The organism is Streptomyces iranensis (assembly GCF_017874715.1).
In the GTDB taxonomy this organism is placed as follows: Bacteria; Actinomycetota; Actinomycetes; order Streptomycetales; family Streptomycetaceae; genus Streptomyces; species Streptomyces iranensis.
In genome coordinates, this window is record NZ_JAGGLR010000023.1 from 1 (window position 1) to 26,393 (window position 26,393).

21 protein-coding genes are annotated in these 26,393 nt (G+C 69.8%); 5 read left to right on the plus strand and 16 right to left on the minus strand.

Features of this window, described 5'->3' with window-relative positions; all coding sequences use genetic code 11:
- The 10 genes from J2Z30_RS35130 to J2Z30_RS35175 all read right to left on the minus strand — a co-directional run.
- A partial coding sequence (locus J2Z30_RS35130; RefSeq protein ID WP_245388809.1) for a pyridoxal-phosphate dependent enzyme occupies positions 1-614 on the minus strand: 614 nt, incomplete at its 3' end.
- A gap of 150 nt (positions 615-764) precedes the next feature.
- Positions 765-2,036 (minus strand): ATP-grasp domain-containing protein, encoded by a 1,272-nt coding sequence (locus J2Z30_RS35135; protein ID WP_044578179.1) that lies wholly within the window; start codon positions 2,034-2,036, stop codon positions 765-767.
- A 105-nt stretch (positions 2,037-2,141) separates the two neighbouring features.
- Complete coding sequence (locus J2Z30_RS35140; protein WP_052701683.1) at positions 2,142-3,974, minus strand: AfsR/SARP family transcriptional regulator; 1,833 nt, start codon at positions 3,972-3,974, stop codon at positions 2,142-2,144.
- 516 nt (positions 3,975-4,490) lie between these two features.
- Positions 4,491-5,516, minus strand: a complete 1,026-nt coding sequence (locus tag J2Z30_RS35145) for an isopenicillin N synthase family dioxygenase (protein WP_044578176.1) — start codon at positions 5,514-5,516, stop codon at positions 4,491-4,493.
- The gene (locus J2Z30_RS35150; RefSeq protein ID WP_044578173.1) at positions 5,513-6,202 is read right to left on the minus strand and encodes a 7-cyano-7-deazaguanine synthase; all 690 of its coding nucleotides are present in this window, start codon (positions 6,200-6,202) and stop codon (positions 5,513-5,515) included. Before J2Z30_RS35150 ends, J2Z30_RS35145 begins: the two co-directional genes overlap by 4 nt.
- A 56-nt stretch (positions 6,203-6,258) precedes the next feature.
- Positions 6,259-7,239 (minus strand): aspartyl/asparaginyl beta-hydroxylase domain-containing protein, encoded by a 981-nt coding sequence (locus tag J2Z30_RS35155; RefSeq protein WP_044578172.1) that lies wholly within the window; start codon positions 7,237-7,239, stop codon positions 6,259-6,261.
- A 203-nt stretch (positions 7,240-7,442) separates the two neighbouring features.
- Positions 7,443-8,033 (minus strand): GTP cyclohydrolase I, encoded by a 591-nt coding sequence (gene folE, locus J2Z30_RS35160; RefSeq protein ID WP_044578169.1) that lies wholly within the window; start codon positions 8,031-8,033, stop codon positions 7,443-7,445.
- A gap of 37 nt (positions 8,034-8,070) precedes the next feature.
- Positions 8,071-8,433, minus strand: coding sequence for a 6-pyruvoyl trahydropterin synthase family protein (locus tag J2Z30_RS35165; RefSeq protein ID WP_044578167.1), 363 nt, complete (start codon positions 8,431-8,433; stop codon positions 8,071-8,073).
- A gap of 37 nt (positions 8,434-8,470) precedes the next feature.
- Positions 8,471-9,184, minus strand: coding sequence for a 7-carboxy-7-deazaguanine synthase QueE (locus J2Z30_RS35170; RefSeq protein ID WP_044578165.1), 714 nt, complete (start codon positions 9,182-9,184; stop codon positions 8,471-8,473).
- Between the two features lie 13 nt (positions 9,185-9,197).
- Positions 9,198-9,980 carry a class I SAM-dependent methyltransferase gene (locus J2Z30_RS35175; protein ID WP_052701682.1) on the minus strand — a complete coding sequence of 261 codons (783 nt, stop codon included), beginning with the start codon at positions 9,978-9,980 and terminating at the stop codon, positions 9,198-9,200.
- Between the two features lie 423 nt (positions 9,981-10,403).
- Between J2Z30_RS35175 and J2Z30_RS35180 the strand changes: the two genes are divergently transcribed.
- Positions 10,404-10,541 (plus strand): hypothetical protein, encoded by a 138-nt coding sequence (locus J2Z30_RS35180; RefSeq protein ID WP_209468969.1) that lies wholly within the window; start codon positions 10,404-10,406, stop codon positions 10,539-10,541.
- A gap of 22 nt (positions 10,542-10,563) precedes the next feature.
- Here the strand turns inward: J2Z30_RS35180 and J2Z30_RS35185 are convergent, their stop codons facing one another.
- Positions 10,564-13,479, minus strand: coding sequence for an AfsR/SARP family transcriptional regulator (locus tag J2Z30_RS35185; protein ID WP_044578159.1), 2,916 nt, complete (start codon positions 13,477-13,479; stop codon positions 10,564-10,566).
- 902 nt (positions 13,480-14,381) lie between these two features.
- Between J2Z30_RS35185 and J2Z30_RS35190 the strand changes: the two genes are divergently transcribed.
- From J2Z30_RS35190 to J2Z30_RS35205, 4 genes are read left to right on the plus strand one after another with little or no spacing between them, the layout of a single operon-like run.
- On the plus strand, positions 14,382-14,786 hold the full coding sequence (locus J2Z30_RS35190) for a hypothetical protein (protein ID WP_209468970.1): 405 nt from the start codon (positions 14,382-14,384) through the stop codon (positions 14,784-14,786).
- 33 nt (positions 14,787-14,819) lie between these two features.
- Complete coding sequence (locus J2Z30_RS35195; protein WP_245388810.1) at positions 14,820-15,149, plus strand: ATP-binding cassette domain-containing protein; 330 nt, start codon at positions 14,820-14,822, stop codon at positions 15,147-15,149.
- On the plus strand, positions 15,142-15,756 hold the full coding sequence (locus J2Z30_RS51115) for an ATP-binding cassette domain-containing protein (RefSeq protein ID WP_052701681.1): 615 nt from the start codon (positions 15,142-15,144) through the stop codon (positions 15,754-15,756). Before J2Z30_RS35195 ends, J2Z30_RS51115 begins: the two co-directional genes overlap by 8 nt.
- Entirely contained in the window at positions 15,753-16,271 is a 519-nt protein-coding gene (locus tag J2Z30_RS35205; RefSeq protein WP_044578154.1) for a GNAT family N-acetyltransferase, read from the plus strand. The genes J2Z30_RS51115 and J2Z30_RS35205 overlap by 4 nt, the downstream gene beginning before the upstream one ends.
- Before the next feature lie 38 nt (positions 16,272-16,309).
- Here J2Z30_RS35205 and J2Z30_RS35210 read toward each other — a convergent pair whose 3' ends face one another.
- From J2Z30_RS35210 to J2Z30_RS35230, 5 genes are all read right to left on the minus strand, one after another.
- The gene (locus J2Z30_RS35210; protein WP_044578152.1) at positions 16,310-18,241 is read right to left on the minus strand and encodes a heparinase II/III domain-containing protein; all 1,932 of its coding nucleotides are present in this window, start codon (positions 18,239-18,241) and stop codon (positions 16,310-16,312) included.
- A gap of 202 nt (positions 18,242-18,443) precedes the next feature.
- Positions 18,444-19,592, minus strand: a complete 1,149-nt coding sequence (locus J2Z30_RS35215) for an ROK family transcriptional regulator (protein WP_044582201.1) — start codon at positions 19,590-19,592, stop codon at positions 18,444-18,446.
- A 53-nt stretch (positions 19,593-19,645) separates the two neighbouring features.
- A complete protein-coding gene (locus J2Z30_RS35220) occupies positions 19,646-22,759 on the minus strand; it encodes an alpha-mannosidase (RefSeq protein ID WP_044578149.1) in 3,114 nt (1,037 codons plus the stop codon).
- Entirely contained in the window at positions 22,752-24,764 is a 2,013-nt protein-coding gene (locus tag J2Z30_RS35225; RefSeq protein WP_052701680.1) for a DUF2264 domain-containing protein, read from the minus strand. Before J2Z30_RS35225 ends, J2Z30_RS35220 begins: the two co-directional genes overlap by 8 nt.
- The gene (locus tag J2Z30_RS35230; protein ID WP_044582199.1) at positions 24,764-26,389 is read right to left on the minus strand and encodes an extracellular solute-binding protein; all 1,626 of its coding nucleotides are present in this window, start codon (positions 26,387-26,389) and stop codon (positions 24,764-24,766) included. Before J2Z30_RS35230 ends, J2Z30_RS35225 begins: the two co-directional genes overlap by 1 nt.
- Positions 26,390-26,393 lie beyond the last annotated feature (4 nt).

The window sequence follows — 26,393 nt, forward strand, 5'->3', positions numbered from 1 at the left end:
TCCGGATACACTTCCTTCACCCGATGGGACAGCCCGGCGATCGTGCCACCCGTGCCCACACCGACGAACAGATAGTCCAGCGGACCCGCCTGCGCGATCAACTCACCCGCGGTAAAACGGTAATGCGCGTCCCGGGCATCCGGATTGGCATACTGGTTGGGCCAATAAGCCGAATCGAGTTCAAGCAGCAACTCCTGCACCCGCGACAGCCGACTCTTCAGATAGCTCCCCGCCTCATCACGGAGCGCAACCTTCTCCACCCGCTCACACAGCAGCCGCAACTGAGCCTCGGTGGCCTCATTACAGTTCGGATCGATGACCGGAACGAACGAGATACCGAGCATCCGGCAGTAAAAAGCCAGAGCCAACGCGAAATTGCCGGACGACGACTCCACCACCGTGGTGCCGTCCGCTATCTCCCCGCGAACGATTGCCTGTTCCAGAATCCACAGCGCCGAACGGTCTTTACTACTCCCCGTGGGATTACAGAATTCCAACTTGGCGACGATGTCGCACTGCTCGTCCGCCAAGGGAATCAGCGGGGTTCCCATAAGGCCCCCGCGAATTTGCCTTGTCCGTTCGATCAGAGATTGATCAGCACGCCTGTGGAGCATGAGGCCGAGTGTGGCACGGGACCGCCCGAGACGGCTCAATCGCGACTCAAGTGCGTTGCGACAAAGACTTGGCAGGGAAAGGAGAGGGGCTGTTCAACCGTCCACGACAAACGGTTGAACAGCCCCTCGGTGCCGCGCCGTGGCGCGTGCTCAATCCTGCTCTTCGTACTCGACGTGCAGCGTCCGTGCGAGGTGGGCGCGGTACGCCTCGGCCTCGGCGTCCGACTCATGACGGGAGATCACCATGACCGGGTATCCGGAGTGGTCCGGGTAGGGGACCACCAGTGTGCCGGGGCTCACGGCCTCCACCACGTAGTCCACCCGCGGGTCATTGCGCACCGAGTCCAAGCCGCGTATCCGCTTCATCCGTCCGCCGCTGCCGACCGCCACCTGATAGGCCGCCACATGGCCGACCGGTACCGGCTCCTCACGCCAGCAGAGCGGTTCCCGGCCGAGGTGGATGCGCATCGCCTCGGCGGCCAGGTCGATCCCGCTGCTGAGGTGGACGAGGTGGTGCATGAAGCCCCCGCCGCCGATGCGCGCGCCCATCTCCAGCAGCACCGGCCGCACCCCGCCGACCAGCCGCACTTCGGTGTGCGTGGTGCCCTCCGTGACGCCGAAGGCGTGGTGCGCACCGATCACCTCCGCCTCGATCGCGGCGAGTATCTCGGCGGGCAGCTGGGCGGGGGCCCGCAACGTGGTCTCCTCGAAGTAGGGCCCCGCCAGTTCCCCCTTCCAGCTGATGCCACAGACCCGTACCTGCCCCTGGTACACGAGGGATTCGGCGGAGACCTCCGGCCCGTCCAGGTACTCCTCGACCAACACACCGGATTCCGGGGTCGATCCGTCGGCGGCCCCCAGGTGGTGGGCTTCGATGAGCTTCCAGGTGCGGGCCACGGCCTGCTCGAGGCTGTCCTTGTCGTCCACCCGGATCACACCGAGACTGGAGTGGCCGTTCGCCGGCTTGACCACGACGGGGAACCGCAAGGTCAGCGCGTCGGTCCAGCCGTCCGGATCCTCGATGACCACGAAGCCGGGCACGCCCAGACCCGCCTCCCGCAGGCGTTGGCGCATGACGCGCTTGTCGCGCACCACGGCCGCCGCCTCCTCGGTCAGACCGGCGAGGCCCAGCTCCCGAGCGGCGCGCGCCACGAACGGCACGACCCTCTCGTTGCCCGCCATGATTCCGTCGAAGGGCTCCCGCCGATAGCGGTCGACGAGCTCGGACAGCGCACTTTCCGGGTTTTCGTCGACGTCCAGTGGCAGCAGTTCGACCACCGCCTTGGCCCGCCCGGCGACCTCCGCCGAGTCGTCCCCCCTGGGGACGAGGATCAGGTCGATACCGGCACGCTCGGCTGCTTCGAACACCCAGGGATACACGGACAACTGACCGGCGAGGACGAGTTTCGGGCGCTGTGGCATGACGGTTCTCCAAGGTTCGGTTGCTTGGGCGGTTCGGGCAGGACATTCCGGCCGGTACGGTCCTGCGTGGGGTCATCCCGGCGGTCACGGAGCTTGGCGTGACCGTCAGGCCGAGCACATGACCGGCGCGTTGCTCTGCCGCGCCGCGAACGGGCGTACCCCGGGCTCCCATTCGTAGGAGAACCGGCCGTTCACACACGGGTGCCGCGCGCGCAGCAGATAGCTCTCCGACAGCTCCTCCAGCAGATCCTCGGCCCGCTGGTCGGTGATCCCCAGGGCCGCGGCGGCAAGCGCCGGCGTGAGCCGATCGGGGACGCTGGGAGACAACAGCGCGTACGCCAGGGACCGCGACTCGGCGGGCAGCATCGCGAGCGTCCGGTCGAATCCGGCCCGCACGCCCAGCGGATCGCTGTCGGCGCCCCCGGACGCGAGAGCCCAGGCAGTGGCCTGCCGGGCCGTCCAGTGCGGGCGGCGGCGCAACTGCGAAGCGACCGCGAAGAGCGCTCCCGGCAGCCCCCGGCACAGCTCGGCCAGCCGTCGCAGCCCCTCCGGGTCCATGGTGATCCAGTGCCTCGGCACGGAGGACGCCAGCAGGTGCAGACAGTCGTCGAAGGCCAGTCCGGCCAGTTCGACGTGGACCGCCGACGAGGACACGAACAGCCGCCGTCGGCTGCCGATCACCACGCCGCAGCCGCCGCCGGACGGCAGCAGCGGCGTCAAGTCCTGTACGTCGCAGACGTCGTCGAGCACCACCAGGACGCGCAGGTCGGCGGTCCAGCTACGGAACAGCAGGCTCAGGTCGGTCGTGCCCAGCCGCAACTGCTCCTCCGTCGCGCCGAGTCCACGCAGGAACGAGCGGAGGATCTCGGCGGGCCGCACCCGCCGGCCGGCGCCGTCACGCAGACGTGCGTAGAGCCGTCCGTCCGGGTAGTGACCGCTCACCTGATGCGCGGCGTGCAGGCACAGCTCGCTCTTCCCCATGCCGGGAGCGCCCCCCACGATCACGAGCGGCCGGTCCTCCCGCGCCCGGCCGGCCAGCACCGAGGTCAGGCGCGCCAGCTGGCCGGCGCGTCCGATCAGGCGCTCGCGCGGGGCGGGCAGATGGCAGGGCGCCCGGGTGGCGGCGGTCATGGCCGTGAGCCGCCCGGCGGGACGCAGCAGCGCCTCGTCCGACGTGAGCACGGCCGTGTGCAGGGCCTGGAGTTCGGGCGAAGGGTCGAGACCCAGCTCGGTGGCGATCCGCTCGCGTGCCCGCTGGTAGACCTGGAGCGCCTCCACCCGCCGGTCCATACGGTAGAGAGCCGTCATCAGATTGCGCTGGGCCCACTCGTTCGTGGGTTCCCGCCCGGCCATCGAGGTGAGCTCGCCGAGCACCTCGTGGGGCCGGCCGAGGTGCAGGTCGGCTTCGATCCGCAGGTGGTGTGCGCTGGTACGCAACTCCTTCAGGCGGACCGCCTCCGCCTGCAGCGCGGGCCCCTTGCGCACGTCCACCAGCGCATCGTCCCGCCACAGCTGCAGCGCCGCGGCGGCCGTGTCACGGGCTCGGGCGAAGTCCTCGTCACGGAACTCCGCACGGGCGCGGGCGAGCAGCGGCTCGCACCGGAAGACGTCCACGTGGTCGGCGGGCAGCGACAGCTGGTAGCCGCCGTCGACCGTGCCCAGCAGCGGTCCGGCGGCCCGTACCGCGCCGCCGCTCCGCGGATTGCCGAGCGAGAACCGCTTCCTGAGCTGGTACACATACGTCTGCAGAGCGGTGTGCACGCTGGCCGGCGGGTCGGCGTCCCACAGCTCGTCCATGAGTTGCTCGAAGCGCACCACCCGGCCCGCGTTCAGCACGAGCAGTGCCAGTGTCTGACGTACTTTCTGGGCGGCCGGCGCCAGGTCGACGCGGTCATCGTCCCCGTATGCCTGGAGCGGCCCGAGAAGGTTGATCCTCATGAAATTCGCCCTGTCTCATGTTCGTTCGGTCCCCGTCAGCGGAGTTCCCCGGCCGGCAACTGCCGCCTCTTCGCGTACTCCTGGGCCAACCGGGCCACCGAGTCCTTGCAGTGCGGCGGCCGGCCCGGCGGCGAAGCCCCCGTACCGGGCGAGCGCCTGCCGCGGTGACGCCCCTCGGCAGGGTGGCGCCGGTCAGTCGGTGCCGGATCCCGGCCGCCCTGCCCGGCGTCACCCGGCCGGCGACGCCGTCCGCCCGGACGGCCGTTCCCGGCGACTGCCGATCTGCCTCGCTCGTGGAACGCTGCCGCCCCGCGTCGTCCGAGGCCGCGTGGATGGCGCGTACCTCGGATCCGACCAGGGTCGGGGCGCTTCGTGGGCGCCTCCTCCGGGTGAGTGGCCCGGCGAACGAACAATCCCTCCGGCCTGACCTTGCCAGCGGTGATCTGGTCGAGAACAAGGTCACGGGGGCTTCCGTGCTCGGCGATGAGCCGGCCGGCCCCGGCCCGCGGCTCCCGGTCAGGAATTCGCGGACCCGGCTGTCGCGGCCAGAGTCGGGTGGTGCCGGGCCACGATGTCGGGGAAGGAGCGGATCAGACCCTTCATGACGTTGTCGCCGTACAGTGCGAACAGCGGGTTGTCGGCGACGTCGATGACTCCGCCGGCGCCCTCGACATATGGGCTGGGCAGTGGCTGCATCGTGGCGTCCAGCCGGGGGTTGTAGAAGAAGGGAATCGAGTAGCGGTTGACGCCCGGGGCGGGCCGGACCACCCGGTGGAGGGTGGCACGCACGTAGCCCCTCGTCGCCACCTCCAGCAGCTCTCCCAGGTTGACCACGAACGCCCCCGGGATCACCGGCACATCGACGAACTGGTCGTCCTCGACCGCGACCTGGAGACCGCCGTTGCCGTCCTGGACGAGCAGGGTGAGCAGCCCGAGGTCGTTGTGGATGCCGGTCCCCTGGCCGGAGCCGGTGTCCTCGCTCGTCTGCGTGGGACCGGGGTAGTGCAGGAGTTTGAGATGGATCTGCGGATCCGGGTCGACCACGTCGTCCAGGAACCCGGCGGGGGCGGCGAGCGACTCGAGCATCAGCCGAAGCAGCTTATGCGACAGATCGGTCAGCCGGGTGATCCATGACTCGATGGCCGGCCGCAGCTCGGGCATCGCCTTGGGCCACTCGTTCGGGCCGATCAGGCACCGGTAGGCGGGATCGCCGGGCGCGGACGTCCTCTCGGGCTGCTCCGGACCGATGTCCAGCTGCTGGCGCTGGTCGGGGATGCCCTTGGTGTGTTCGCGGCCGAGTTCGGAGTAGCCGCGGAACAGCGGCGAGTCGAGGATGTTCAGCGCGAGCCGATCGGCCTCGGGCAGGGCGAAGAACTGGCGGGCCAGCTCGAGCATGTCGTCGGAGTCCTCGATACCGTGACCGACGAGCTGGAAGAAGCCGACCTCGTGGATGGCCTTGCGCAACCGGTTCAGGAACTCTGCCCGGGTTTCTTCCGAACCGGCGGCGTCACGGAGGTCGAGCACCGGAAAGTGGTCGGTCATGGCAGCTCCTTCGCATGGCTGGTCTGGTAAGCCGTCGGGTCGGTCACCCCGGCGTCTCGGAACGCTTCCTGCCGGTCCCAGCAGGAAGCGCACCGTCCGCAGTGCAGCGCGCCGCCACGCATGCAGGTCCAGGTCTCGGTCCAGGGGACGCCGAGCTCCTCTCCGAGCGACACCACACCGCTCTTGCGCAGCTCGGCCAGCGGCGCCGACAAGGTCAGCTCGGGGTGCGCGTATCCGCGGGTCGCGATCTTCTCCATGGCGAGGAAGGAGTCGAGGAACGCGGTATTGGCGTCGGGCGCGGCCTGCGCGTCGTCGATCACCCCGATGGCCACCGCTTCCGCCTTCTCGGCGACGGCGACCGCGAAGGCGACGGACAGCAGCAGGGCATTGCGGTTGGGCACGACGTTCGGGCTCTCGCCGGGCGACTCCCTCTTCTGATCCGGCACGTCGACGTCCGGGTCGGTGAGCGAGGAGCCGTGCATGAGCTTGCCGACCGGGCTGAGATCGACGACGTCGTGCGGCACCCCGAGCGTTCGAGCCGCCTTCTCGGCGAACTCATGCTCGATGAGGTGGCGTTGCCCGTAGTTCACGGACAGCAGTCGGAGTGTGTGTCCTTGCGCCTGGAGGTGATAGGCCATGGTGACCGAGTCCAGGCCGCCGGACACGATTGCGACGGTTTTGGGCATGCGTCGCCTTCCGGCGAATGGAAATGGATGGGGGGATCAGTACTGCCCGGTGCTGGTCATGCCGCCGGCATGGCCGGGACGACCAGCCGGGTCGCTCGCCGGCCCCTGCGGTAGGTCAGCTCGACCTCGGGGCGCGGACCGTCCAGCCGCATGGTCACGGTTCGCTCCTCGCTCCACCCGACCAGGCGGTACTCGTGTCCGCCGAGGGCCACCAGCGGGAACAGGTGGTCCCGGGGAGATCGGATGGCGAGACCCGTGCCGGTGTCGACGACGTGGAAGGTGGCCTGCGGTTGCGGGCCGGTGAGCGACCCGAACTCCTCCACCTCCAGCAGGTGCTCCGGCGCGTCGAACGAACAGGGAGCTGCTTCCCGCTCGCTGTCGGCCAAGGCCACCGACGGCCGGTTGTAGAGCACATCCGGGCCGTTGAAGTAGTCGGCCCAGTCAGCCGGGAACAGCTGTGCGAGCTCCGGAGTGACGAGTACGTCCACGACAAGATGCACCCGATGCTCGGGACCAAGGTTCTCGATCTGGTGCATGCGGCTGAAGTCACCGAACCAGAACTCACCGGGCTGCCAGCGGTAGGTCACTCCGTCAAGCTCCAGCGAGGCCTTCTCGTGGGTGATGACGGGGATGTGCAGCCGGGCCATACCCCAGTCCGGGGCGAACTTGAAGTCGCAATGGCGGTATCCGACGGTGTCGGGTCCAAGATCCATGAATCGGGCCGCGAAGAGGGGTCCGGGAATCGAGCGCAGGATCTCCCGCACATACGGCATATGGGCCAGCCACTCGGTATCGGCGAACTCCTCACCACCGGGGCCGCCCGGGTCGGTACGTGTCTTGTCACCACCGGGGCTGCGCACCGCGAGGCAGCGCCAGTCCTCCTCGGCCTGCCTGACCACAGCCCCGTCCCGGTACACGCGCTGTTGGTCCCACAGGTGGTCGCGCGCCGTCATAAGGTCGGCCACCAGCCGGTCGGCGTCCAGCGCGGGGAGCAGGCGAACCGCTTCCGCGGGCGTCAAAGAGTCATTGTCGTTCATCGTTGTCCTTTCATGTCGACCGGACCGGATTCGCATGTGTCGTAAACCCTGCCGGGCCATGCGTTGCCATCGGCCGTCCGTGTCTCGCACGGCCGATGGTCCAGCAACCGCGCGACCGCGCGATCCGAGCGACACGACGACGACAGCCATCTCGATCCCACTGAGTACGAAAACTCAGACCGGGGAAAATGCGGTATGGCTCGTTACACCCGGAGCAAGTCGAACAGCTCGCCCCGGAGCCCGGGGTCCGTGCTGAACTCCCCGCGATATGCGGTCGATGTCATCTGCGCGGCGGCCTTGATGCCGCGCATCGACATGCAAAGGTGCTCGCCCTTCGCTATGACCGCGACGTCCGGGGTACCGCTCAGGGTGCTGATCTCAAGCGCGATCTGGTCCACGAGACGCTCCTGGACCTGCAGCTTGTGCGCGTACTGATGGGCGACCCTGGCAAACTTCGACAGGCCGAGCAATTGCCCCGTCGGACGGTAGGCGATCGTCACGGAGCAGTTGAACGGGAGGAGATGATGCTCGCACAGGGACCAGACCTGAATGTCTGAGACAACTACGAGCTGGCTCGTGCCGATGGACTCGAAGAGAGTGCCCAGCGAACCCGGGTCGTAGTTGATGAACTCTCGCCACCAGCGAGCGAACCGCGCAGGTGTGTCGCGCAGTCCATCGCGATTCGGGTCCTCGCCGATCTCCTCCAGCAGTTGACGGGCGAGCCCGACCAGTGGATCCTCGGTCGTCCTCGACGCCGACGAGTCACCATCGAGGTCCAATTCTGTCACCGACATGCGGTCACCTTTCGTCTGGGCTTCGGAGTCACTGACCTCACGGCCGGTACTCGGCCCAAGTCTTGGGAGTTTCCGAGACACGCACGCAGGTCAGCTCGGGAAACTCCATCGACCATGTCTTGTAGACCCAGGCTGCCATATTCTCAGCCGTCGGATTTTCGTCCATCACATCGTTCAGATGCCGGTGATCAAGATGGTTGTCCAGCCAGACCTTGAATGCGGACAAGTCTCCGTAGTCTCGAACGAAGCCCACGGGCAACAGATCCGCATCGTCGGCTGCAAGCTCCAACTCGATCACATAGTTGTGCCCGTGCATTCGGGCACACTGGTGCTCAGGAGCAAGGCCGGTAAGCCGATGACTGGCCGAGAAGTCAAATTTCTTCGTGATTCGAAATGTCATCGATCCGAGTTCCCTTCTCCTTTGCGTGTGCCGTTGCTCACACGCCGCGTTTGTCGTCCCACAACAAGGTGTGAAGTCTGGTCGTCAGGTTCCAGCCGCGCTCCACCACAGCGTCGGCCAACTCGCTCATATGTTTTGTGACATCGTCGGCGGAACGCCCGATCGGCATGATCCATACCGAGGACAGGTCGAAGGTGGCAACCAGCTGGGCCACTTCTTCGAGATCGCCGGTGTTCTGGCAGACGAACTTGAACGTACTTTCCGGCAGTGCCGAGAGACTGGTGAGTGCGTCAGGGACGATCCTGCGCTGCAGGGGGTCGCCCGAGTGCGACAGCTTCGGCGAGACGTTGAACCTGACGCCGGCGGCGATGAGTTCGGGGTGCGCGGCGTGCGTCCCGTTGGTCTCGATCTCGATCTCTTTACCGTGTCCGGTCAGTGCCGCCACCAGAGGAATCAGCCGCTCCTGCTGGCCCAGGGGCTCACCGCCGGATATCACGATCAGCTCGGTGTCGAATGCGAGCAACTCTGCGAGGACATCTCCGACCGGACGGCGGTGCAGCTCCTTGCGCGGATCGTGGGCGATCCCGCTCTCGGCGGCTCCGGTCCAGTCCCACGTGTACGGCGTATCGCACCACGTGCACGACAGGTTGCACCCGCCGAGTCGCAGGAACGCGCATCTGCGTCCCAGGGACCGGCCCTCGCCCTGGACGGTCGGACCGAAGATTTCGTTGACTACGAGATCCTGCTCCATGGCGCACCGTTTCCTATGAGTGGGACGGCTCGACGGCCGTCGGCTTCTGCGCCTGCACTATGAACCAATGCCGACTCAGCCGGACGCCCTGATCGACTGTCGCCGCGGCGACATATCGATCGAACGCCTCCTTGTCCGCCGCCGAATCGTAGTTGTCAATGATTGGCACTTGGTGCAGAAAAGTGTCCAGATCGCCCGCCGAATGGTAGAACTCCTCGAACCGGAACGCCTGGTTTCTTGTCACGACGAAGCCCGCATCGGACAGTTCCAGAGCAATCTCCTCCGACAATGGCCTGCCGTTCCAGCTGTCGAAGTCCTGGCCGCGACCGAACGTTTCCTTCAGCTCGCGCGCGTCCTGCTCCCCGATTCCCATGTACACCACGGCCCCACCGGGGCGGAGCACCCGCTCGAACTCTCCGGCGATCAGCGGACCGCGGCGGGAGGTGACCACATCGGCGTGCCCATCGGGCAGCCCCGTGTGGGCGGCGTCGCACAGCTCGAACGTGACGTGCTCCTGGCCTGCCTCCGCTCGATACCGCGCGGCGCATTCCAGCATCGACGGCGACAGATCTATCCCGGTCGCGGCGCCGTACGCACCGGAGACGCGCAACAGACTGCGCCCGTCGGCGCAGCCGACATCCAGCAGTCGGGCGTGCGGCGTTCCCAGCGCGGTCACCAGTTCGTCGAAGACGGCGTCCGGGCGGCCGTCGGGGAATACGTCGGTGCTCCGCGCATCGCTGAAGTAGCCGCCGAACCGCTCCGCCACCCGGGAGTAGAACTCCGCGTCCATCGTCATCGGCCGTGCACCTTCCCCTGAGCCACGGTCAAGGAGAGGCCCTGGAGCACACGCACCGGTTCCTTCCCCTTCCGTGGCAACTCCCTGACAAGGTCTACCGCTGCTGTCGCGGGGGTCTTTGTGCCGCGCCGCGATTCGGTTTCCAGGACGCCGAACGCGGCGGGAGTCACCGCGTCCCGGGTCACTACGGTCATTCGGACCACTCCTTGAGGGCCGTCCCCCGAAGGGGCGCCGAAGTCGGCAGGACCCAATCTCCGGTGTCGCCCTATCGGCCCGGCATCACGGCGCATCCACGGCGGGACGGGACCGGAATAAGGCGGTGATAGCGCGAGCATGCGGCCGCGATGGGCACCTGGTCCACGCTGGTTTCAGCAACGCCCGGACGGATCGCGAGGGACGGATCGCGGAGGGAGGAGAACTGAGATGCCCATCAAGAAGTTGCCGGCTGCCGCGGGGGCCGTCGTCGCGCTGGGCGCCGTAGGAGATCAGCACGGCGTGCAGCAGGACCCGGTCGCCGTGACACCGCACGACGAAACACCCCGCAACACGCCGTGGACCTGACGGGTCGGCACGCCTCCCGGTATCAGCCGACCGACGTCTTCGGTCTGCCCAGGATGGCAACGATGTCAGCCCGTACGGCAGCGGCCCCGCTGTGGTCCAGGATCCGCTCGCGAATCCTGGCCGATTGCGAGTAGTACTGGACGGCCTGTCCCACGCGACGCAGATGGGCATTGACCCGGCCGAGGTCGTGCAGCACATACCCCGCTCCGACCAGGTCGCCGCTCGCTCTGACCATGGCGAGGACCTCGAGCAGGGTCCGTTCCGCCGCCTCGTACTGATGCTGGTACGTCTGCATTTGGCCCAGCCGCCGCAGTGCGAGGGCCTGGCCGCGGTCGAAGCCGGCCGACCGGCAGATCCCGAGAGCCTCGTCGAGATACGAACGGGTTCGCGCGAAGTCCGCTCGCCGCATCGTGATGTTTGCCATCTCGCCCAGCACGTAGGCCCGGCCGATGACGTCCTGCGCCCGTACGAAGTTGCGCTCGGCGCTCTCGTAGAGGGCCAGCGCCCGATCGTCGTTGCCATGGTGCCGCTCGATGCGCGCCAGGTCACGCAGGCACAGCGCCTGGCCGCTCAGCTCCCCGATCCGCTCGAAGATCTCCAAAGCGGCGCTGAGGTAAGGGCCTGCCGCCTCATACTCGCCCCGGTGCAGATGCAGGGTCCCCAACGAGCCGAGAACCGCCGCCTGGCCCCGTTCGTTGCCGGCCTCCTGTACCGCGGTCAGCGCCACCTGATGGGTGCGCTCCCAGAGCTCGGGATAGCCGCGGGCCTCGAAGAGCGTCACCAGAGTCGTGGCCAGCTCCCAGCACAACTCGTCCAGCCCGGACCGGGCCGCCAACTCGACCGCGTTCAACAGGTTGGTCCGCTCGCTCTCCAGCCATCCGAGCGGGTCGCGCAGGCACCGCCGGACATGCTCCTCCGGCGGATGCCACCGTTCGCCCCGGCCCGTCACGATGGTGTACGCACCGCCGTAGATCTCTTTGTGCGCCCTCTCCGCGAGCGCCATCCAGCCACCGACCATCCGCCGCACCGCTCCGGCGCGTTCCGCCTCGGGGATCTCCAGGGGCAGCCGTTCGTGCGCGAACGTCCGCACGATCTGCGACAGTCCGCATCGGAACTCCCCGCCCTGATCCGTGGCGGTGATGTCGAGGAGCCGCCTGTCGATGAGCGGTTCCAGCAGGTCAGCGGGGTTCGGCGTGCGGTCGTCGATAAGGGCGGCACCCAGCCAGCTCGGAATCTCCGTCCCCTCGGCCAGACTGAGCAGACATAACAGGCGACGGTCGGCCGCCGCCAGACCGTCGTAGCTGAGGGAAAGACTCGCCCGGATCGACAGCTCGCCGTATGCCAGCTCGTCCAACCGGCGGTGCTCGTTCTCAAGCCGGTGCCACATGGAGGTCAGTGACCAGTGCGGGCGCGCGGCCAGCCGCGCGCCGATGATACGCAGCGCGAGGGGCAGCCCGCCCACCAGGCGTATGAGGGCCCGTGCCGCCTCCCGCTCGCCCTCCACACGATGCTCTCCGATGATCCGCCCCAGGAGCTGGACGGCCTGCTCCTGGTCCAGCGGCTCCAAGTCGAACCGGCGGGTGCCCGGCAGCGCCGTGAGCTGGCCGCGGCTGGTGACCAGCACACCGCTGCTGCCGGTTCCGGGCAGCAGCGGCATCACCTGCGACTCGCTCACCGCGTCGTCCAGCAACACCAGGATCCGGCGATCGGCCAGCAGACTGCGGTACATCTTCGCGCGCTCATCCAGCCCATCGGGAATGGCCTGGCCCGGTACGCCCAGCGCCCGGAGGAACCGCCCCAGCGCCTCGGCGGAGCCCACCGGTTGTCCGCCCGGCCCTCGCAGGTCGCAGTAGAGCTGTCCGTCCGGGAAGTACCCGGCCGCCAGCCGGTGCGCCACATGCCTGGCCAACGTGCTCTTGCCGATACCAGGTCCGCCGAGCACCACGACCACGTTCAGCTGCCCCCTCTCCCGCCCCACGGTGACGGCGTCGCAGACCGCCGCAACGATCACGTCATCGGCCACGAGGTCGCCGATGTCGGCGGGAAGCTGCCTCGGGGTCACCACCGGGTTGGGATCGGCACCACGCTCCTGCCCCCCCTCGGGGAGCGGCGTCACCACGAGAGAATGCGGCTCGGCCGGTTCCGCCAGTGCCAGATCGGCGTCGTCGGTCAGGATCGCTTGCGCCAGGTCGCGCAGTTCCCTTCCCGGGTCCAGGCCCAGTTCCTCGGTGAGCAACGCGCGGCCCTGGTGGTAGGCGTCCAGCGCTTCCGCCTGCCGACCCGAGCGGAACAACGCCAGCATGAGATGCCCCCGCAGCCGCTCGCGCAGCGGATGCCCGGCGACAAGCTGCTGCAGTTCGCCGACCAGGTGCTCGTGACGGCCCAGCTCCAGCTCCAGCCGCATGCGGGTCTCCACCGCCTCCAGGCGGCTCTCGTCCAGCTGCGCCGCCGTACCGGCCAGGACTTCACTGGGTACACCGGCCAGGCACCGGCCCCGCCACAGGCCTATCGCCCGGCGGAGCGCGTCCACCGCGGGCGCCTTCAGTCCATCACGGGCCAGGGCATGCGCCTCAGTTACCAGGCGATGGAAGTCGCCGACGTCGGTCGCGCCCTCCGGCGCCCTCAGGATGTACCCGTGAGCGCGGGTCTCGATGGTGGCGTCGACTCCCCCGTCAGCCAGCGCCTTGCGGAGCCGGGAGACGCAGATCTGCACCTGGGTGCGTGCGGTCTTCGGCGGATCGTGAGTCCAGATGACATCCACCAGATAGGTGGTCTCCACCACCCGGTTCAGTTCGAGCACCAGAGCCCCGAGGACGATCTCCTGTCGCCCCGGTGCCACATACACGGCCCCCAGCTTGCCGCTCACCTCAAGCGGCCCGAGCACCCGGAAGGGAGCCGCCGTCACATCGCTGCCGTCGTAGTCTGCCGAAGCTGCCATGCACACCCTGTTTCTGTGGTACCCGCCAGATCTGGTCTGGCTCGCGCAATTGGGCAACGAGCTCATGCCGACCTGGCTACTCATCCGCAACCGTTGGCCAACGCTAGTCCTGCCACAGTCAGATACATGCATATCTGACCCGAAAGGTTCCATGATTGGTCACGGATATCACTAGGCCGCTTGGCGGGCGACGCGCCGTGCTCCTCGGGGCACTTTGATGGCACATCCGGCCAGACCGTGGATCAGTACGGTGGATTGGCCGCGGTTGGCGATGTGCTTCGACGGACAGCGGCGAGGCCAGGACATCCCCCACCGGGGATGCGCGTCCGCCCCGTCCGGGCCCTCCTTGAGGGGCTCCCTCGCAGCCACCTCGGCGCGACCACGAGCACCCCGGCGTACCCGTCGGTGCGAACCTGTGTGCGACAGCCACCCCACGAGGCCGGCACCGGCACCCGTGACGACGGCCACGCGGCCGGAATTTCCTGGTTCACGGGTCTCTCGTCTTTCAAGTACGTGGGGCCTACAACCGCCCGGGATTGCGCTACTTCCGAAGCCTAGGAAGGTCGGCACAGCGCAGACTTGAACCAGAGCGACGTTCCGATAGAACATCAGCGCCACACGCAGGCGCCGCAGCAACGAATGTGAGGGACCGGGTCGGCGGTGAACAGCTTGATGCCCGCGGCGAAGATCGTCGCCCTGGGGGGGACGGGCCGAGCGGGACGAACTCACCGTCGCCGAGCGGGTTCTGAGCGGATGAGTGAACGGCTCGCCGACGAGCACGCCCGCCCCGGCCGCACCCCGACGGCCGGACAGGTGGGCGGACAGGCCGTGACGCTGATCCCACACCGCACGCCGGGCATGGAGAACGCCATCGTTTCAGGAGAGTCTTTCAACTCGGAGAGATGCGGGCCAAAATGAGAGCAAGGATTCAAATCCAGTCATGTGATGCGGGAAGCCTGTCGTTGAAGCTCACGCCTGCACAGGCAGCCCTGTTCCGGGAGTGCATTGCGCTCACCTTGGAGGCCCATGACCAAGACGCCATGACAGAACTCTGCACGGGCAGCCCCAGAAGGGAACTGGAAAACATCGCGAAAGGGGTAACGCAGATGCCGGAAAATGCATCTGACATATGCACCTTCACACTCGGGCAGCTCCACTCAATTTACGCCAGCATCACACATGCGGTCGTCGCACTGCCGTCCGAAGAGACCTTTCACATTCGAACTGGATTTTACCGCGAAAATGCCATCGCGTTGGCGAATTCCATGAGGTCCACTGTTCGCGATTGCATGCGCTCGGATCTATGAAGGCGCGGCAGCCCGTACTCGCCGCGCCCGACCTTGGCGCTCGGCACCCAGCTCACCGAGGTGCTGCGCACCCACAAGCGCATGGGTGCGCGGGCGGCGAGGCGCCGCATGGTGGAGGCGCTCCGGGTGGTGCGCCTGACGCAGCCGGAGCGCCGCATGAAGCAGTATCCGCACGAACTCTCGGGCGGCATGCGACAGCGGGCGGTGATCGCGACGGCGCTGGCGACCGAGCCGCGCTCGGCACCTCGATCATGTTCGGCAAGGTGGTGGAGGGGATCGACGCGGCGGACCTCACCGTGGAATCCGCCCGGCACCCGCATGACGTGGACCCCGGAAGCGGCGAAGGAGCACTCGCATGGCTGAGCAGACGGCGGCACAGACTGCGGCACAGACGGCGGCCGTCCAGGTCCGTGACCTCGAGGTGAGCTACGGCTGGGGAAGAAGGGCGACGCGGATCCTGCACGGGATCACGATGGACGTCACCAGGGGACACACCGTCGGCATCGTGGGGGAGTCGGTATCGGGGAAGTCCACTCTGGCGAAGACCCTCACCGGTACGATCCGGCCGACGACGGGGAGCGTCCACTGGCTCGAGACCGTCAGGATGCCCGCGGACACCATCCAACAGTATCCCCACGAGTGCTCGGGTGGGCAGCGCCAGCGGATCGCGATCGCGCACGGGCTGATCCGCCGGCCCGAGGTGGTGATCGCGGACGAGATCACCTCGGCGCCCGATGTCACTGCTCGACACGGTCCCGGGCGCGGCCGGGCCTTGAGCGGCAGGACGCAGACGTGCCGACGCGAGCCGCTGGACCAGACACCAAGGCATCGCGAACGCCCGGCTGTTAGGCTGTCCAGGACATCTACAACACTCGGGACTGCGACCATGCCCAGGCGGCGATCACAACATCCGCCCAGCTCTACGGCGCGAAATTCCCCCCGCGGCGCCGACTCCCGCACCGCCGCGTGAGCGGCCTCGTGGCCCAGACCATCAATACCAAGCGGCTGGAGCTGCTGCCGCTGCACGTCGGGCATGCCGAGGAGATGGCCGCCGTACTGTCCGATCCGGCCCTGCACACCTTTATCGGCGGCACTCCCGAGACCCCGCAAGCCCTGCGCTCGCGCTACCAACGCATGACCGCGGGCTCTCCCGATCCGGCCATCTCCTGGCTGAACTGGGTGATCCGGCCCCGTGGTGAGTGCTACCTGACGGGCACCGTCCAGGCGACGGTCCGCCCCTCCGACCACGGCCCCATCGCCGAGATCGCCTGGGTGGTGGGGACCCCGTGGCAGGGAAGAGGCATCGCCGGCGAAGCAGCCCGAGGACTTGTCGACTGGCTCAGCCGGCAGCCGGTGCACACCGTCATCGCCCATATCCACCCTGCACACCGGGCATCCGCCGCCGTCGCCACTGCCGCCGGGCTCACCCCCACCGACGAATGGCACGACGGCGAGATCCGATGGCACCGGAGCATCGGACGATGACTGGCTGGGATCCCACCGAGCCGTAAGCGCGAGTACTTCTACACCCGCCCGGAATTCGGCCGCATCGTCAGCGTGTGCTCGCCCTCGGTCGCGGGCCGGCGGGCGGTGAGGACGAGCCGGTGGATCGCCGGGCCCCACACGCGGGTAAAGGCCGGGTCGGTGAGCGGGATCGTCTCCACTGAGGCGGTGAACGCCACGGCGTCCCAGTCCAGGATCAGCCCACGTCCGGCCGACGGGCTGACGACGGCCCGGCCGCCCCCGCCCGCGAGGGCCACATCCCCGCCCGCCAGGAGGTGCAGCGCCAGTGAGCCCGGCGGGGCGGAGCAGCCCCAGGCGTCGCCGATCTCGATGCGCCCGTCGTCGTCCGCGTCGCGGATGAGCCGGAACGTACGCCGCCAGCGAGTCAGCCCCGCTTCAGGCGGATAGGCCGCGGCGAGGTCACACCTCAGCTCATCAGTGGTGCCGTCGCGGCAGTGGGCGACCGCGGCCGCCCGGAAGCCCGGCCCCGGCGGCTGGCCGAGGCCGTTGACGATCGGCACGTTGTGATACTCGCTGGTCATCGACCAGATTCCGTAACGCTCCGGGCCGAACGTCTCCTTGCGGTATGTGCCGACCCCGGCGTCGATCAGCAGCGGCCGGGCGTCGAGGGCGACGATGAAGGTGCCGACATCGTTGTGATTGTGGCTCTCGTCGTTGTGGCCGCCCTTCGCCGCGAGCAGCAGCCCGCGCTCCGTGCCCGCCGCTGCGCGGGTGACCAGGACCTGGGTGTCGGGCAGCCAGCTGCGTACGGGCAGTGGAAAGGGGGCGGGCCCGGCCGCCTGCCAGTCGGCGTCGAAGAGGGCATCCGAGATACGGCGCAGGTCGAACGGCCCGCCGGGCTCCGGGATCGCGGCGTCGGCGCCGCCGCGCAGCGCCCGTGCGTGTGCGGACACCTCCGGCTGATCGGTGCGGCGGCCGTACCGGTGCAGCACCGCCGCCCCCATCTCGCGTGGACGCGCCGGCCCGTCCGCGAAGTTGACCGCCCAGCCGTCGCCGATCCAGGTGGCCAGGGGATAGCGCGCGATGGCGCGTATCAGGGGATGGCCGAAGACCCCCGCGTCGGTGCCGAGCAGCGAGGTGAGGGTCTCCAGGCACTCGAAGAGGCTGGCCCCGGCGCGCCACCAGTAGTGCGGCCCTTCGTCGCAGCCGCCGTCGTCCGGGTGCGCGGCCAGGTAGTTCTCCAGGCCCTGGACGATGCGGGAGACCAATGTGCCGCGGACCTCGTCGGATTCCTCTGTCAGCGCGGTGGCCAGCAGCAGCTCGGAGTGGATCCAGGGATTCCAGTTGTTCAGCTTGGCGGTCGAACCGTCGTACCAGCCCCAGTCGTCGCGTTCCAGATACGGCCGCAGCACCCGGGTGGAGACCTCCCGGCGCAGCCGTCGGCGCACCAGCGGGTCGATCCGGTCCAGCTCCTCGCCGGCGATCGCGTCGGTGAGCGCCAGGAGCACGGCCGTCATCGAGGCGCCGAGGTCCAGGGTGGGGCGCTCCGGGTCCGGCAGCAGCCCGCGTTTGCGGCCGTGGGAGCCGAGGACCCGGAAGTCGTGGGCCGGGAGCACCCAGCTGGTCTCCTCGCACAGCGCCCAGACGCCGTCCATCACTTCGTCCAGGAATTCCGCGGAAGAGGGGCGCATGGCGGCGGCCAGCACCGCCCACCCGAGCCGTTCGCGCCGCGCGGCGGCCGGCGCCTGGTAACCCCAGCGGTCGCCGTCGCGCGCGAAGCGGGCGAACAGCGAGGCGGGCAGGGACGGCCACGGCTCTTCGAGCGTCGAGTCGGCCGCCTGCAGCACGCGGCCGCGGGTGTCGTTGCCGATGCCCTCCCACGCGCCCCGGTCCGCCGCGGGCGGTACGGGACTCCACTCGCCGATCCGCGGCATACGGGCGGCGACCAGCGAGGGCGGGAACAGCTCGGTCAGACGGGGATGGCCAGGCATGGTGCAGGGCTCCGGGGAAGTGGGGGACCTTGGGTGGGCGGGAGGTGACGGGGGTACCGCAGCGCGCCGTCCGGAACGGTCATGCCCGCCGCCGCGGCCCGCGCGACGAGGGCGGACATCGGCGCGCACTCGGGCACCGCACGCGGGCCGCCGACGGGCGTCACACGGCCGAGGACGTGGCGGCCGGGCGCTTTCGGGTGCTTCAGGCCAGCAGCAGCGACCTGGGCTGAGCGGACAGGGTGCGGTCCAGGACCAGGGCGGCCGCGCCGATCGCCGCCACGTTTTCGCCCAGGGTGGTCGACGTGACCGTCGTCGGATGGGTCGGTCTGACGAATGGGCTCCGCGCCACCATCGGCTCGATCGTGGTCAGGAGGCGATCGGACAGCAGCTGCCACACCGGGCCGCCGAACACGACCGTGTCCACGTCCAGGAGCGTCGCCGCCGCGCAGACGCCGCGGCCGACGCGGATGGCCAGGCGCTCGATGATGCCGTCCGCCGCTACGTCCCCGGCGGCGGCCAGCGCCGCCAGGCGTTCCAGGCCGCGCTGGGCGTCGGCCGGGTCGAGGCAGGTGTACTCGGTGCCGAGCGCGCCCAGGGCGATGGCCTCGTCGACGAGCGTACGGGCCGAGAAGGACGCGCCGAGGCCACCGACCTCGCCCGCGTTGCCCGACACGCCGCGCAGCACCGTGTCCTCCACCGCCAGGCCCATGCCGGAGCCGGTGCCGAGGTAGAAGAAGAGCAGGTTGCGGCTGTCCGTGGCCGCGCCTGCCCAACGCTCGGCCACCACCGCCGCCGTCACGTCCTTGTCGAGCAGCGCCGGGAAGCCGGTGGCTTCGCTCAGGCGATCGCGCAGCGGGTAGCGGCCCCAGCCCGGCAGCTCCGGCGGGTCCACCACCCAGCCCGCTTCCGCGTCGATGGGGCCGGGAGCGGCGATGCCCAGGCCCAGCACCCGGGCGTCGTCGATGCCGGACTCGGCCACCAGCGCCGACACCGATGCCGCCATGTCGGCGGTGGTCCGGTCGGTGTCGCCGCCGCTCGGCGTCTGCCGGCTGCGCTGGGCGACGACGGTGCCGGCCAGGTCCACCAGGACCGTGGTGATCACGGCGGGGTCGAGGTGAACGCCCACGGCGTAGCGCGAGCTCGGCACGACCTCCAGCAGCGTGCGGGGCTTGCCGCTGCCGGTGTGCTGTTTGCCCGACTCGCGCGCCACACCCTGGTCGAGCAACCGGCGCGTGATGTTCGAGACGGTCTGCGCCGACAGGCCAGTGGCCTGGGCGAGTTCCACCCGGCTGAGGCCGTCCGCGTGCCGGCGGATGGCGTCCAGGATCACGGACTCGTTGAAGTCCGCCATCCGCGGCAGGTTGGTGCCGCGCCTGATGGCCGGCTTCTCGGGCTTCACGGTCGTCAACGTACCTCCCCCTGGCTCGGGGGCATCGTAGGCCGCAGCCGCAGCGTACGGATCTGGAACGGGCGGAACCTCAGGACCACGGCCCCGTCCCCGGACGCGGCCAGCCGCGCGCCCGGCCGCTCCAGCAGATCGCAGTCGTAGGCGGCGGCGAGCTCGAAGCCCGCCGTGAGCCGCGCCGCCGCCACCGCCCCGCCGCACGCCTCGTACAGCCGCACCACGACATCGCCGCCGCGGTCGTCGGCGAGCTTCACCGACTCCACCACGACGTCGCCGGTGTCGACGGACACCAGGGCGGCGGCCGACGCCGGGGCCGGGCGCAGCGGCAGGTTCAGGGCGTAACCCCCCGCGATGGCCTCCTCGATGCCGGCCCCGGCCACCAGCGCATAGCTGAAGCCGTGCCGCCCGCGGTCGGCCTGCGGGTCGGGACTGTGCGGCGAGCGGAGCAGCGAGAGCCGCACCGTGGTCGTGGTGCCGCCGTCCGCGCGGGTGTCGCGGCGGATGTCGTGCCCGTACGTGGAGTCGGTGAGCAGCGCCGCGCCCCAGCGCCGCTCCCCCACGTGCACCCAGCGGTGCGCCCACAGCTCGAAGCGGGCCGCGTCCCAGCTGGTGTTCTCGTGCGTGGGCCGCTGCACATGCCCGAACTGGATCTCGGCGCTCTCGCGCTCCGCGTGCACGTCGAGGGGCCAGGCGGCCTTCAGTACGGTGTCGCGCTCCTGCCAGTCGATGTCGGTGCGGATCGTCACCTGACGGGACTCTGCGGCGAGGTCGAGGTGCTGGACGATCCGGGAGGCGCCGAAGGCGCGCTCCACCCGCACCGAGGCGAGCAGCGGGCCCTCGTCGACAAGCGTCACCGACTCGGCCTCGTCGAGGTCGCGGACGGTGTCGCGGTAGTAGGAGTCGATGTTCCAGGCCGACCACAGGTTGGGGTCGTCGGGGTGCAGCTGGAGGAGGTTGCCGGCGCTGCCCGGGGCGATCGACTCCCGGTCGGCGGCGTGGTGGCGGACCGAGGTGATCAGACCGCGCCGGTCGACCACGACCCGTACCACGCCGTTGTCGAGGACGAAGCCCCCGCCCTCGGGGGCAGCCGTGACCTCCTGCCGCGGCGCGGCCACCGTGCCGCCCGAGGCGAGGGCGTCCACCTCGGCGAGGACGACGCTGCGCCCGTCCGACAGGCGCTGCGCACCGGGGAGTTCGGCGCCGGAGACGACGGCGACCTCGCGGCGCGCGTACGGCCCCGCGTTGAGCAGCGCTCCGGCAGCGCCCGGCAGCCGGCCGGCCGCATCCGCGATCAGCGTCTCCAGCTCGTCGCGGATCTCCCCGTACTCCCGCTCGGCCTGCTGGTGCACCCACGCGATGGAGCTGCCCGGCAGGATGTCGTGGAACTGGTTCAGCAGCACCCGCTGCCACAGCGCTTCGAGGCGCTCGTACGGGTACGGCGCGCCCGCCCGTACCGCCGCCGTCGCCGCCCACAGCTCGGCCTCGCGCAGCAGTGCTTCGCTGCGCCGGTTGCCGCGTTTGGTGCGGGCCTGGCTGGTGTAGGTGCCGCGATGGTTCTCCAGGTACAGCTCGCCGCGCCACACCGGAAGCTCGGTGCGCTCGGCACGCGCCGCCGCGAAGAAGGCGTCCGGCGCCTCGATGGCGACCTTGGGCGAGCCCTCCAGGTCGCGCAGCCTGCGGACCTTCTCCAGCATGGAGCGGGAGGGGCCGCCACCGCCGTCGCCGTAGCCGAAGGGGACGAGCGAGCGGGTGGCCACCCCCTTGTCCTCGAAGTTGCGCTCGGCGTGGGCGAGTTCGGCCGCCGTGAGCGAGGCGTTGTAGCTGTCGACGGGCGGCAGGTGGGTGAAGATGCGGGTGCCGTCGATGCCTTCCCAGTGGAAGGTGTGGTGCGGCAGCTTGTTCGTTTCGTTCCAGGAGAGCTTCTGGGTCAGGAACCACTCCGCGCCGGCGAGCCTGGCCAGCTGCGGGTAGGCGGCGGTGTAGCCGAAGGAGTCCGGCAGCCACACGCCCTTCTGCTCGACGCCGAACTCCTCCGCGAAGAAACGCCGCCCGTAGACCAGCTGGCGGGCCATGGCCTCGCCGCCGGGGAGGTTGCCGTCGGCCTCGACCCACATACCGCCGACCGGGACCCAGTTGCCTTCCTCGGCCGCCTTCTTCATCCGGGCGAAGATCTCGGGGCGCTGCTCGCGCATCCACGCGTACTGCTGCGCCGAGGAGCAGGCGAAGATCAGCTCGGGGTACTCCTGGGCGAGAGCCGTCATGTTGGTGAAGGTGCGCGCGCACTTGCGTACGGTCTCGCGCACCGGCCACAGCCAGGCCGAGTCGATATGGGCGTGCCCGACGGCGGCGAGGGTGTGCGCGGAGGCGTGCGCCGGCCGGGCGAGCACGTCGGCGAGGCGGTCGCGTGCCGCTGCGGCGGTGCCCGCCACGTCGGCCGGGTCGACGGCGTCGGCGGCGCGGCGCAGGGCGTAAAGGATCTCGTGCCGCCGGGTGGAGCCGAGCGGGAGCTCGCCCATCAGCTCGCCGAGGACCTCGATGTCGTGGATGAGGTGCCAGACGTCGTCCTCACGGACGGCGATCTCGGCCTGCTTGAGGCGGTAGAGGTGGTCGGGGCCGGCCGTCGCCCGCGAACCGTAGTGGGTGTTGATCCCCGCACTGCCGGTGATGGGCGGATTGGCGGCGAGCTCGATGAGGAGGTCGACGCCGTCGCCGCCGGTGGCGGGGTCGGCGAGGAGCACGCTGCGGTTGTACGGGTGCAGGCCCTGGACCGGCGCGCCGTGGGCGTCGTGGACGAGGCCCTCGGCCTGGCCGCCGGGCCCCTTGGTGAGGTCGAAGTCCAGGTCGAAGACGGCCTCGACGCGGCGGCCCGCCCAGTCGGCGGGGATCTCGGCGCTCGCGCGCATCCAGGTGGTGCACCAGGGCGCGCCCCATGTCGAGCCGAGCTGGAAGGGCTCGTACGCGGCGGTCAACGCGTCGGCCACGGGCACGGGCTCTCCGTCCACGAACCAGGCGCTGAGCGAGAGCGGCCGGGCAGCGCTGTACAGGGCGGGGCGGACGACCCGGTCGAGCAGCTTGCGGATCCGGTTCTCGATGATCCTGCGGTCGTCATGCACGGTGGTAGTCCTCCCAGGGGTCGTACGCGTCGGGATCGGGGGCGGGGAGTCGGATCGTGTCCTGGGTGCCGTCCGCCCAGGTCACGTCGGCGAGCAGAGTGGTGCCGTCGGCACGGGTGGTGACCTGGGGCAGGGCGGCGGGGTCGGTGCCGCCGAGGTGCGTCAGGGCGATGTGAAGGGCGCCGTGGGCCACGGGGCCTTCGGTCTCCACGACGGGGGTGGCGGAGGCGGGGCCGAGGGCGTTGCTGTCGGAGCCCGGTCTCACCGCGCCGTTGGGCAGCCCTCGCGCGCCCACGACGAGGGAGATGAGGCCGTCGGCGCCTTCGACCCGGGCGCGGCCGCCCGCCGGGGACAGGAGGCCGTCGGCGCAGGCAGGCCGGGCGGTGTCGGCGTCCGGTGGCGGGTCGCCCACGGCCAGGGCCCAGCCGCCGACCCGCAGCGCATGGCCCGGTCCGGGGTCGCCGTCGACGCGTACGGCGCGGACCTCGACGGAGCCGCGCAGCGCGGAGCCGACGGTGACCCAGGGGCCGAGGGTGTAGTCGGTGTCGGGGCCGCCGAACACATCCCATGTCGCGTCGTCGAGCCAGTGCGCGCGCGAGCGCGAGACGGCGGTGGCGCCGTCCATGGAGATACGGGTGACAGGGCGCCGGTGCGAGGCGCGCCCGGCCGCGTCGAGCAGCACGACCGCGTTGTCGAGCGGATCGGCGTCCGCGCTGCCGCCGGGGACGGTCGGGTCGCCGGGGGTCTCCGGCGCGGTGTGCGTGGAGTAGGCGAAGCGCGCGTAGGACGGGTCGTCGGCGTGCGGGCGGGCCGGGTCGGCGTGGTCGCCGCCGTGGTTGACGACGCGTACGACGCCATCGGCGGCGGTGCCGGAGACGAGCCAGCCGGGCGTCGTCAACGCCTGTGCGAAGTCGCCCGCTTCGACGGCGAGCGGCGCCGCCTCCTCCGTCCACACCGGGTGGTCCGGCGGCAGGGCGAGACCGATGAAGCCCTTGCTCGCCCAGTACGGGGAGGCGGGGCCGGAGTAGCTCTGCAGGATGCCGCGGAAGGGCCGGTGCCAGCCGAGCGTGAGCAGCCCCCGCGCGTTCAGCGCCCCGTGCCCGTTGAAGTGGTCGAGCATGCGGGTGGCGAGCGACCGGGTCTCCCCCGGCGCCAGCGGTGTGGCGTCGAAGACGGCGCCGGTCCACACGGAAGCCAGCGCCGCATGCCGGTACGTGAGCGAGCGGCCCTGGATCAGCGGTGAGCCGTTGGCTCCGACCAGCAGCCGCTGGTCCGCCAGAAACCGCCGCAGCCGCTCCCGGTAGCGGTCCAGCAGCCCGGCGGGCGCCGCATCGCCGAGGATGCGGCAGAACCACGGCGGGTAGAGGTGCATCGCCCACCCGTTGTAGTGGTCGAAGTTGCGGTGTCCGGCGCCGGTCAGCCCGTCGGAGTACCAGCCGTCGCCCGCGTACCAGCCATCGGTCAGCGCGATGGTCCGGTCGAGGTCCTGCTGGCGCCACTCGCCTCCAACGGTCCGGGCGAAGGCTTCGGTGACGCCCTGGAACCAGATCCAGTTGTTCCCCGGCATCGGATCGCCGACCATCGGCGCCAGCCAGTCCAGCAGCCGCTGCCGGACCTTCGCGTCCAGCCGGTCCCAGATCCAGGGCCGGGTCTCGTGCAGCGCGAGCGCGATGGAGGCCGCCTCGACCTTCGCCTGGTTGCACTCGGTGAAGGTCGGCCAGCGGTCCGGGTTCCGCGGGTCGGTGCCGGCGGTGAGGCCGGCCGCGTACCACCCGGCGAGGTCGTGCGGGTCCGCGCCCGCCGCCCCCGCCAGCCGGAACGCGGCCAGCAGGAACGTGCGGGCGAACCCCTCGAGGCCGTCGCTGTGCGCGCCGTTGTGGCTCGGCGTACCAGGCAGGTGGATCAGGTCGTGCCCTCCGGTGGCGTACGGACGGACGGCGAGCAGCATGTCGTCGGCGGTCCGCTCCCAGCGGGCGCGGTCCTCGGCGGGGGTACGGCGGTGCATCAGTAGCGGGTCTCCCATGCCTTTTCGAACTCGGCGCGGATCTGATCGCCCGCCTCCTTGCGCCAGTTGCGCATGACGCCGTCCCACTCCTCGAGGGGGACGCGGCCCTGCATGATGCCCTTGCGGGTGTCGTCCAGGGCCTTCTGCAGCAGTGCGGACTTCTTGGCGTTGGTGGGCGAGTAGAGGGACTCGGTGGGGTTGCGGACCAACCGCTCGACGGCGTCCTTCTGGAACGCGTACTGCGTCTTCACGATCTCCGGCTTGACCGGGTAGTAGAGCGTGAAGGGCGCGTCCGTGGCGAACGTCGTCGGCAGGGTGACCTCGGCCGTGCCCTTCGGCGTGAGGATCGGGTCGGCCCCCTTCATAGTGTGGTCCGGGCCCCGGACGCCGTACTTGCGCAGCAGATAGCTGTCCGTGCCGAAGGGCGCGGCAAGGGCGTTCATCGCCCGCAGGATCTGCTTGATACGTGCCTTGGGCGCCTTCTTGATGATGAGAACGCCGTAATAGGACTGGCCCGACCAGTAGGTGCCCTTGCCACCGTCCCAGCTGGGCGGCATCAGGTAGCCGAGGTCGAAGCCCTTCGCCGCGGAAGCGTAGGTGGTGTAGTAGTCGTTCCACGCGGCGGCCCCGTCGGGGTTGATGACGACCCGGCCGGTGCCGAACCACTCCTTGACCTTGCCCGTGACGGTGTAGGCGTCCGGGTGCATGACTCCGGCCTTCGTCATCTGGCGGACCGCGTCCATGGCCTGCTTGGCCTCCTCGGTCTCGAGCCAGAAGGTGAACTTCCCTCCTTCCTCACGCCATTTGTTGGGCCCGCCCAGCATCTGCATGGTGGTGTCGAACGCGGTGATGGGGTCGCCCATGGCGTACTGGTTGCGCTTGCGGTCGGTGACGTCCTTGCACAGCTGGAAGTACTCCTTCCAGCTGTTCGGGTTCGGGTCGACGTCCAGCTTCTCGAGCAGGTCGAGGCGGGTGAAGATCGGACCGCCGGAGACCGGCCGGGGCATCGGGATCCCGTAGATGCCGCCGTTGAGCACACAGGGCCCCCAGGAAGCGGTCGGGATGTTGGCGAGGTACGGGTAGTCCCGGATGTTGTCCCTGGACAGATGCGGGGTGAGGTCCTCGAAGAGGGCGTCCAGCATGCCCGGCGTCGCCGCGGCGTTGTCCTTCGGCGGCAGCATCAGCATCGCGTCCGGCAGATCGCCGCCCGCGAGCGTCACGGCGAACTTGTTCGGGTAGTCGGCGACCGGCGTGATCTCGAAGTTGAGGTCGCAGCCGATGCTCTTGTTGAGCGCCTGCCACATGACGTTGCTCCCCACCGGCGGCGGCACCGGATTGAAGATCAGCGTCATGATGTCGATGGCGGGGCCCTTGGCGGGCGGGCCGTCCGGCAGCGCCTCGACGGGGTCGGCGGGGTAGTGCTCGTAGCCGACCGAGACGCCGTCCGCCGTCGCGGGCATCGACGTCGGCACGCCCTGGTACGGGATGTACGTGGGCAGCGTGGCCTTGGCGTTGGCCGCCCTGGCCGAGACCGGCTCGTAGTCACCGCAGCCGGCCAGGGTGAGCCCGGCCGTGGCACCGGCGGCCGAGGCGAGAAAGCCGCGGCGGCTGATAGATGGCTTCATCACC

Excerpts from the sequence above, each read along its gene's own strand:
- J2Z30_RS35135 (WP_044578179.1), bottom strand. The coding sequence starts at position 2,036 with ATGCCACAGCGCCCGAAACTCGTCCTCGCCGGTCAGTTGTCCGTGTAT.
- J2Z30_RS35140 (WP_052701683.1), bottom strand. The coding sequence starts at position 3,974 with ATGAGGATCAACCTTCTCGGGCCGCTCCAGGCATACGGGGACGATGAC.
- J2Z30_RS35145 (WP_044578176.1), bottom strand. The coding sequence starts at position 5,516 with ATGACCGACCACTTTCCGGTGCTCGACCTCCGTGACGCCGCCGGTTCG.
- J2Z30_RS35150 (WP_044578173.1), bottom strand. The coding sequence starts at position 6,202 with ATGCCCAAAACCGTCGCAATCGTGTCCGGCGGCCTGGACTCGGTCACC.
- J2Z30_RS35155 (WP_044578172.1), bottom strand. The coding sequence starts at position 7,239 with ATGAACGACAATGACTCTTTGACGCCCGCGGAAGCGGTTCGCCTGCTC.
- folE (WP_044578169.1), bottom strand. The coding sequence starts at position 8,033 with ATGTCGGTGACAGAATTGGACCTCGATGGTGACTCGTCGGCGTCGAGG.
- J2Z30_RS35165 (WP_044578167.1), bottom strand. The coding sequence starts at position 8,433 with ATGACATTTCGAATCACGAAGAAATTTGACTTCTCGGCCAGTCATCGG.
- J2Z30_RS35170 (WP_044578165.1), bottom strand. The coding sequence starts at position 9,184 with ATGGAGCAGGATCTCGTAGTCAACGAAATCTTCGGTCCGACCGTCCAG.
- J2Z30_RS35175 (WP_052701682.1), bottom strand. The coding sequence starts at position 9,980 with ATGACGATGGACGCGGAGTTCTACTCCCGGGTGGCGGAGCGGTTCGGC.
- J2Z30_RS35180 (WP_209468969.1), top strand. The coding sequence starts at position 10,404 with ATGCCCATCAAGAAGTTGCCGGCTGCCGCGGGGGCCGTCGTCGCGCTG.
- J2Z30_RS35185 (WP_044578159.1), bottom strand. The coding sequence starts at position 13,479 with ATGGCAGCTTCGGCAGACTACGACGGCAGCGATGTGACGGCGGCTCCC.
- J2Z30_RS35190 (WP_209468970.1), top strand. The coding sequence starts at position 14,382 with ATGCGGGCCAAAATGAGAGCAAGGATTCAAATCCAGTCATGTGATGCG.
- J2Z30_RS51115 (WP_052701681.1), top strand. The coding sequence starts at position 15,142 with ATGGCTGAGCAGACGGCGGCACAGACTGCGGCACAGACGGCGGCCGTC.
- J2Z30_RS35210 (WP_044578152.1), bottom strand. The coding sequence starts at position 18,241 with ATGCCTGGCCATCCCCGTCTGACCGAGCTGTTCCCGCCCTCGCTGGTC.
- J2Z30_RS35215 (WP_044582201.1), bottom strand. The coding sequence starts at position 19,592 with ATGGCGGACTTCAACGAGTCCGTGATCCTGGACGCCATCCGCCGGCAC.
- J2Z30_RS35225 (WP_052701680.1), bottom strand. The coding sequence starts at position 24,764 with ATGCACCGCCGTACCCCCGCCGAGGACCGCGCCCGCTGGGAGCGGACC.
- J2Z30_RS35230 (WP_044582199.1), bottom strand. The coding sequence starts at position 26,389 with ATGAAGCCATCTATCAGCCGCCGCGGCTTTCTCGCCTCGGCCGCCGGT.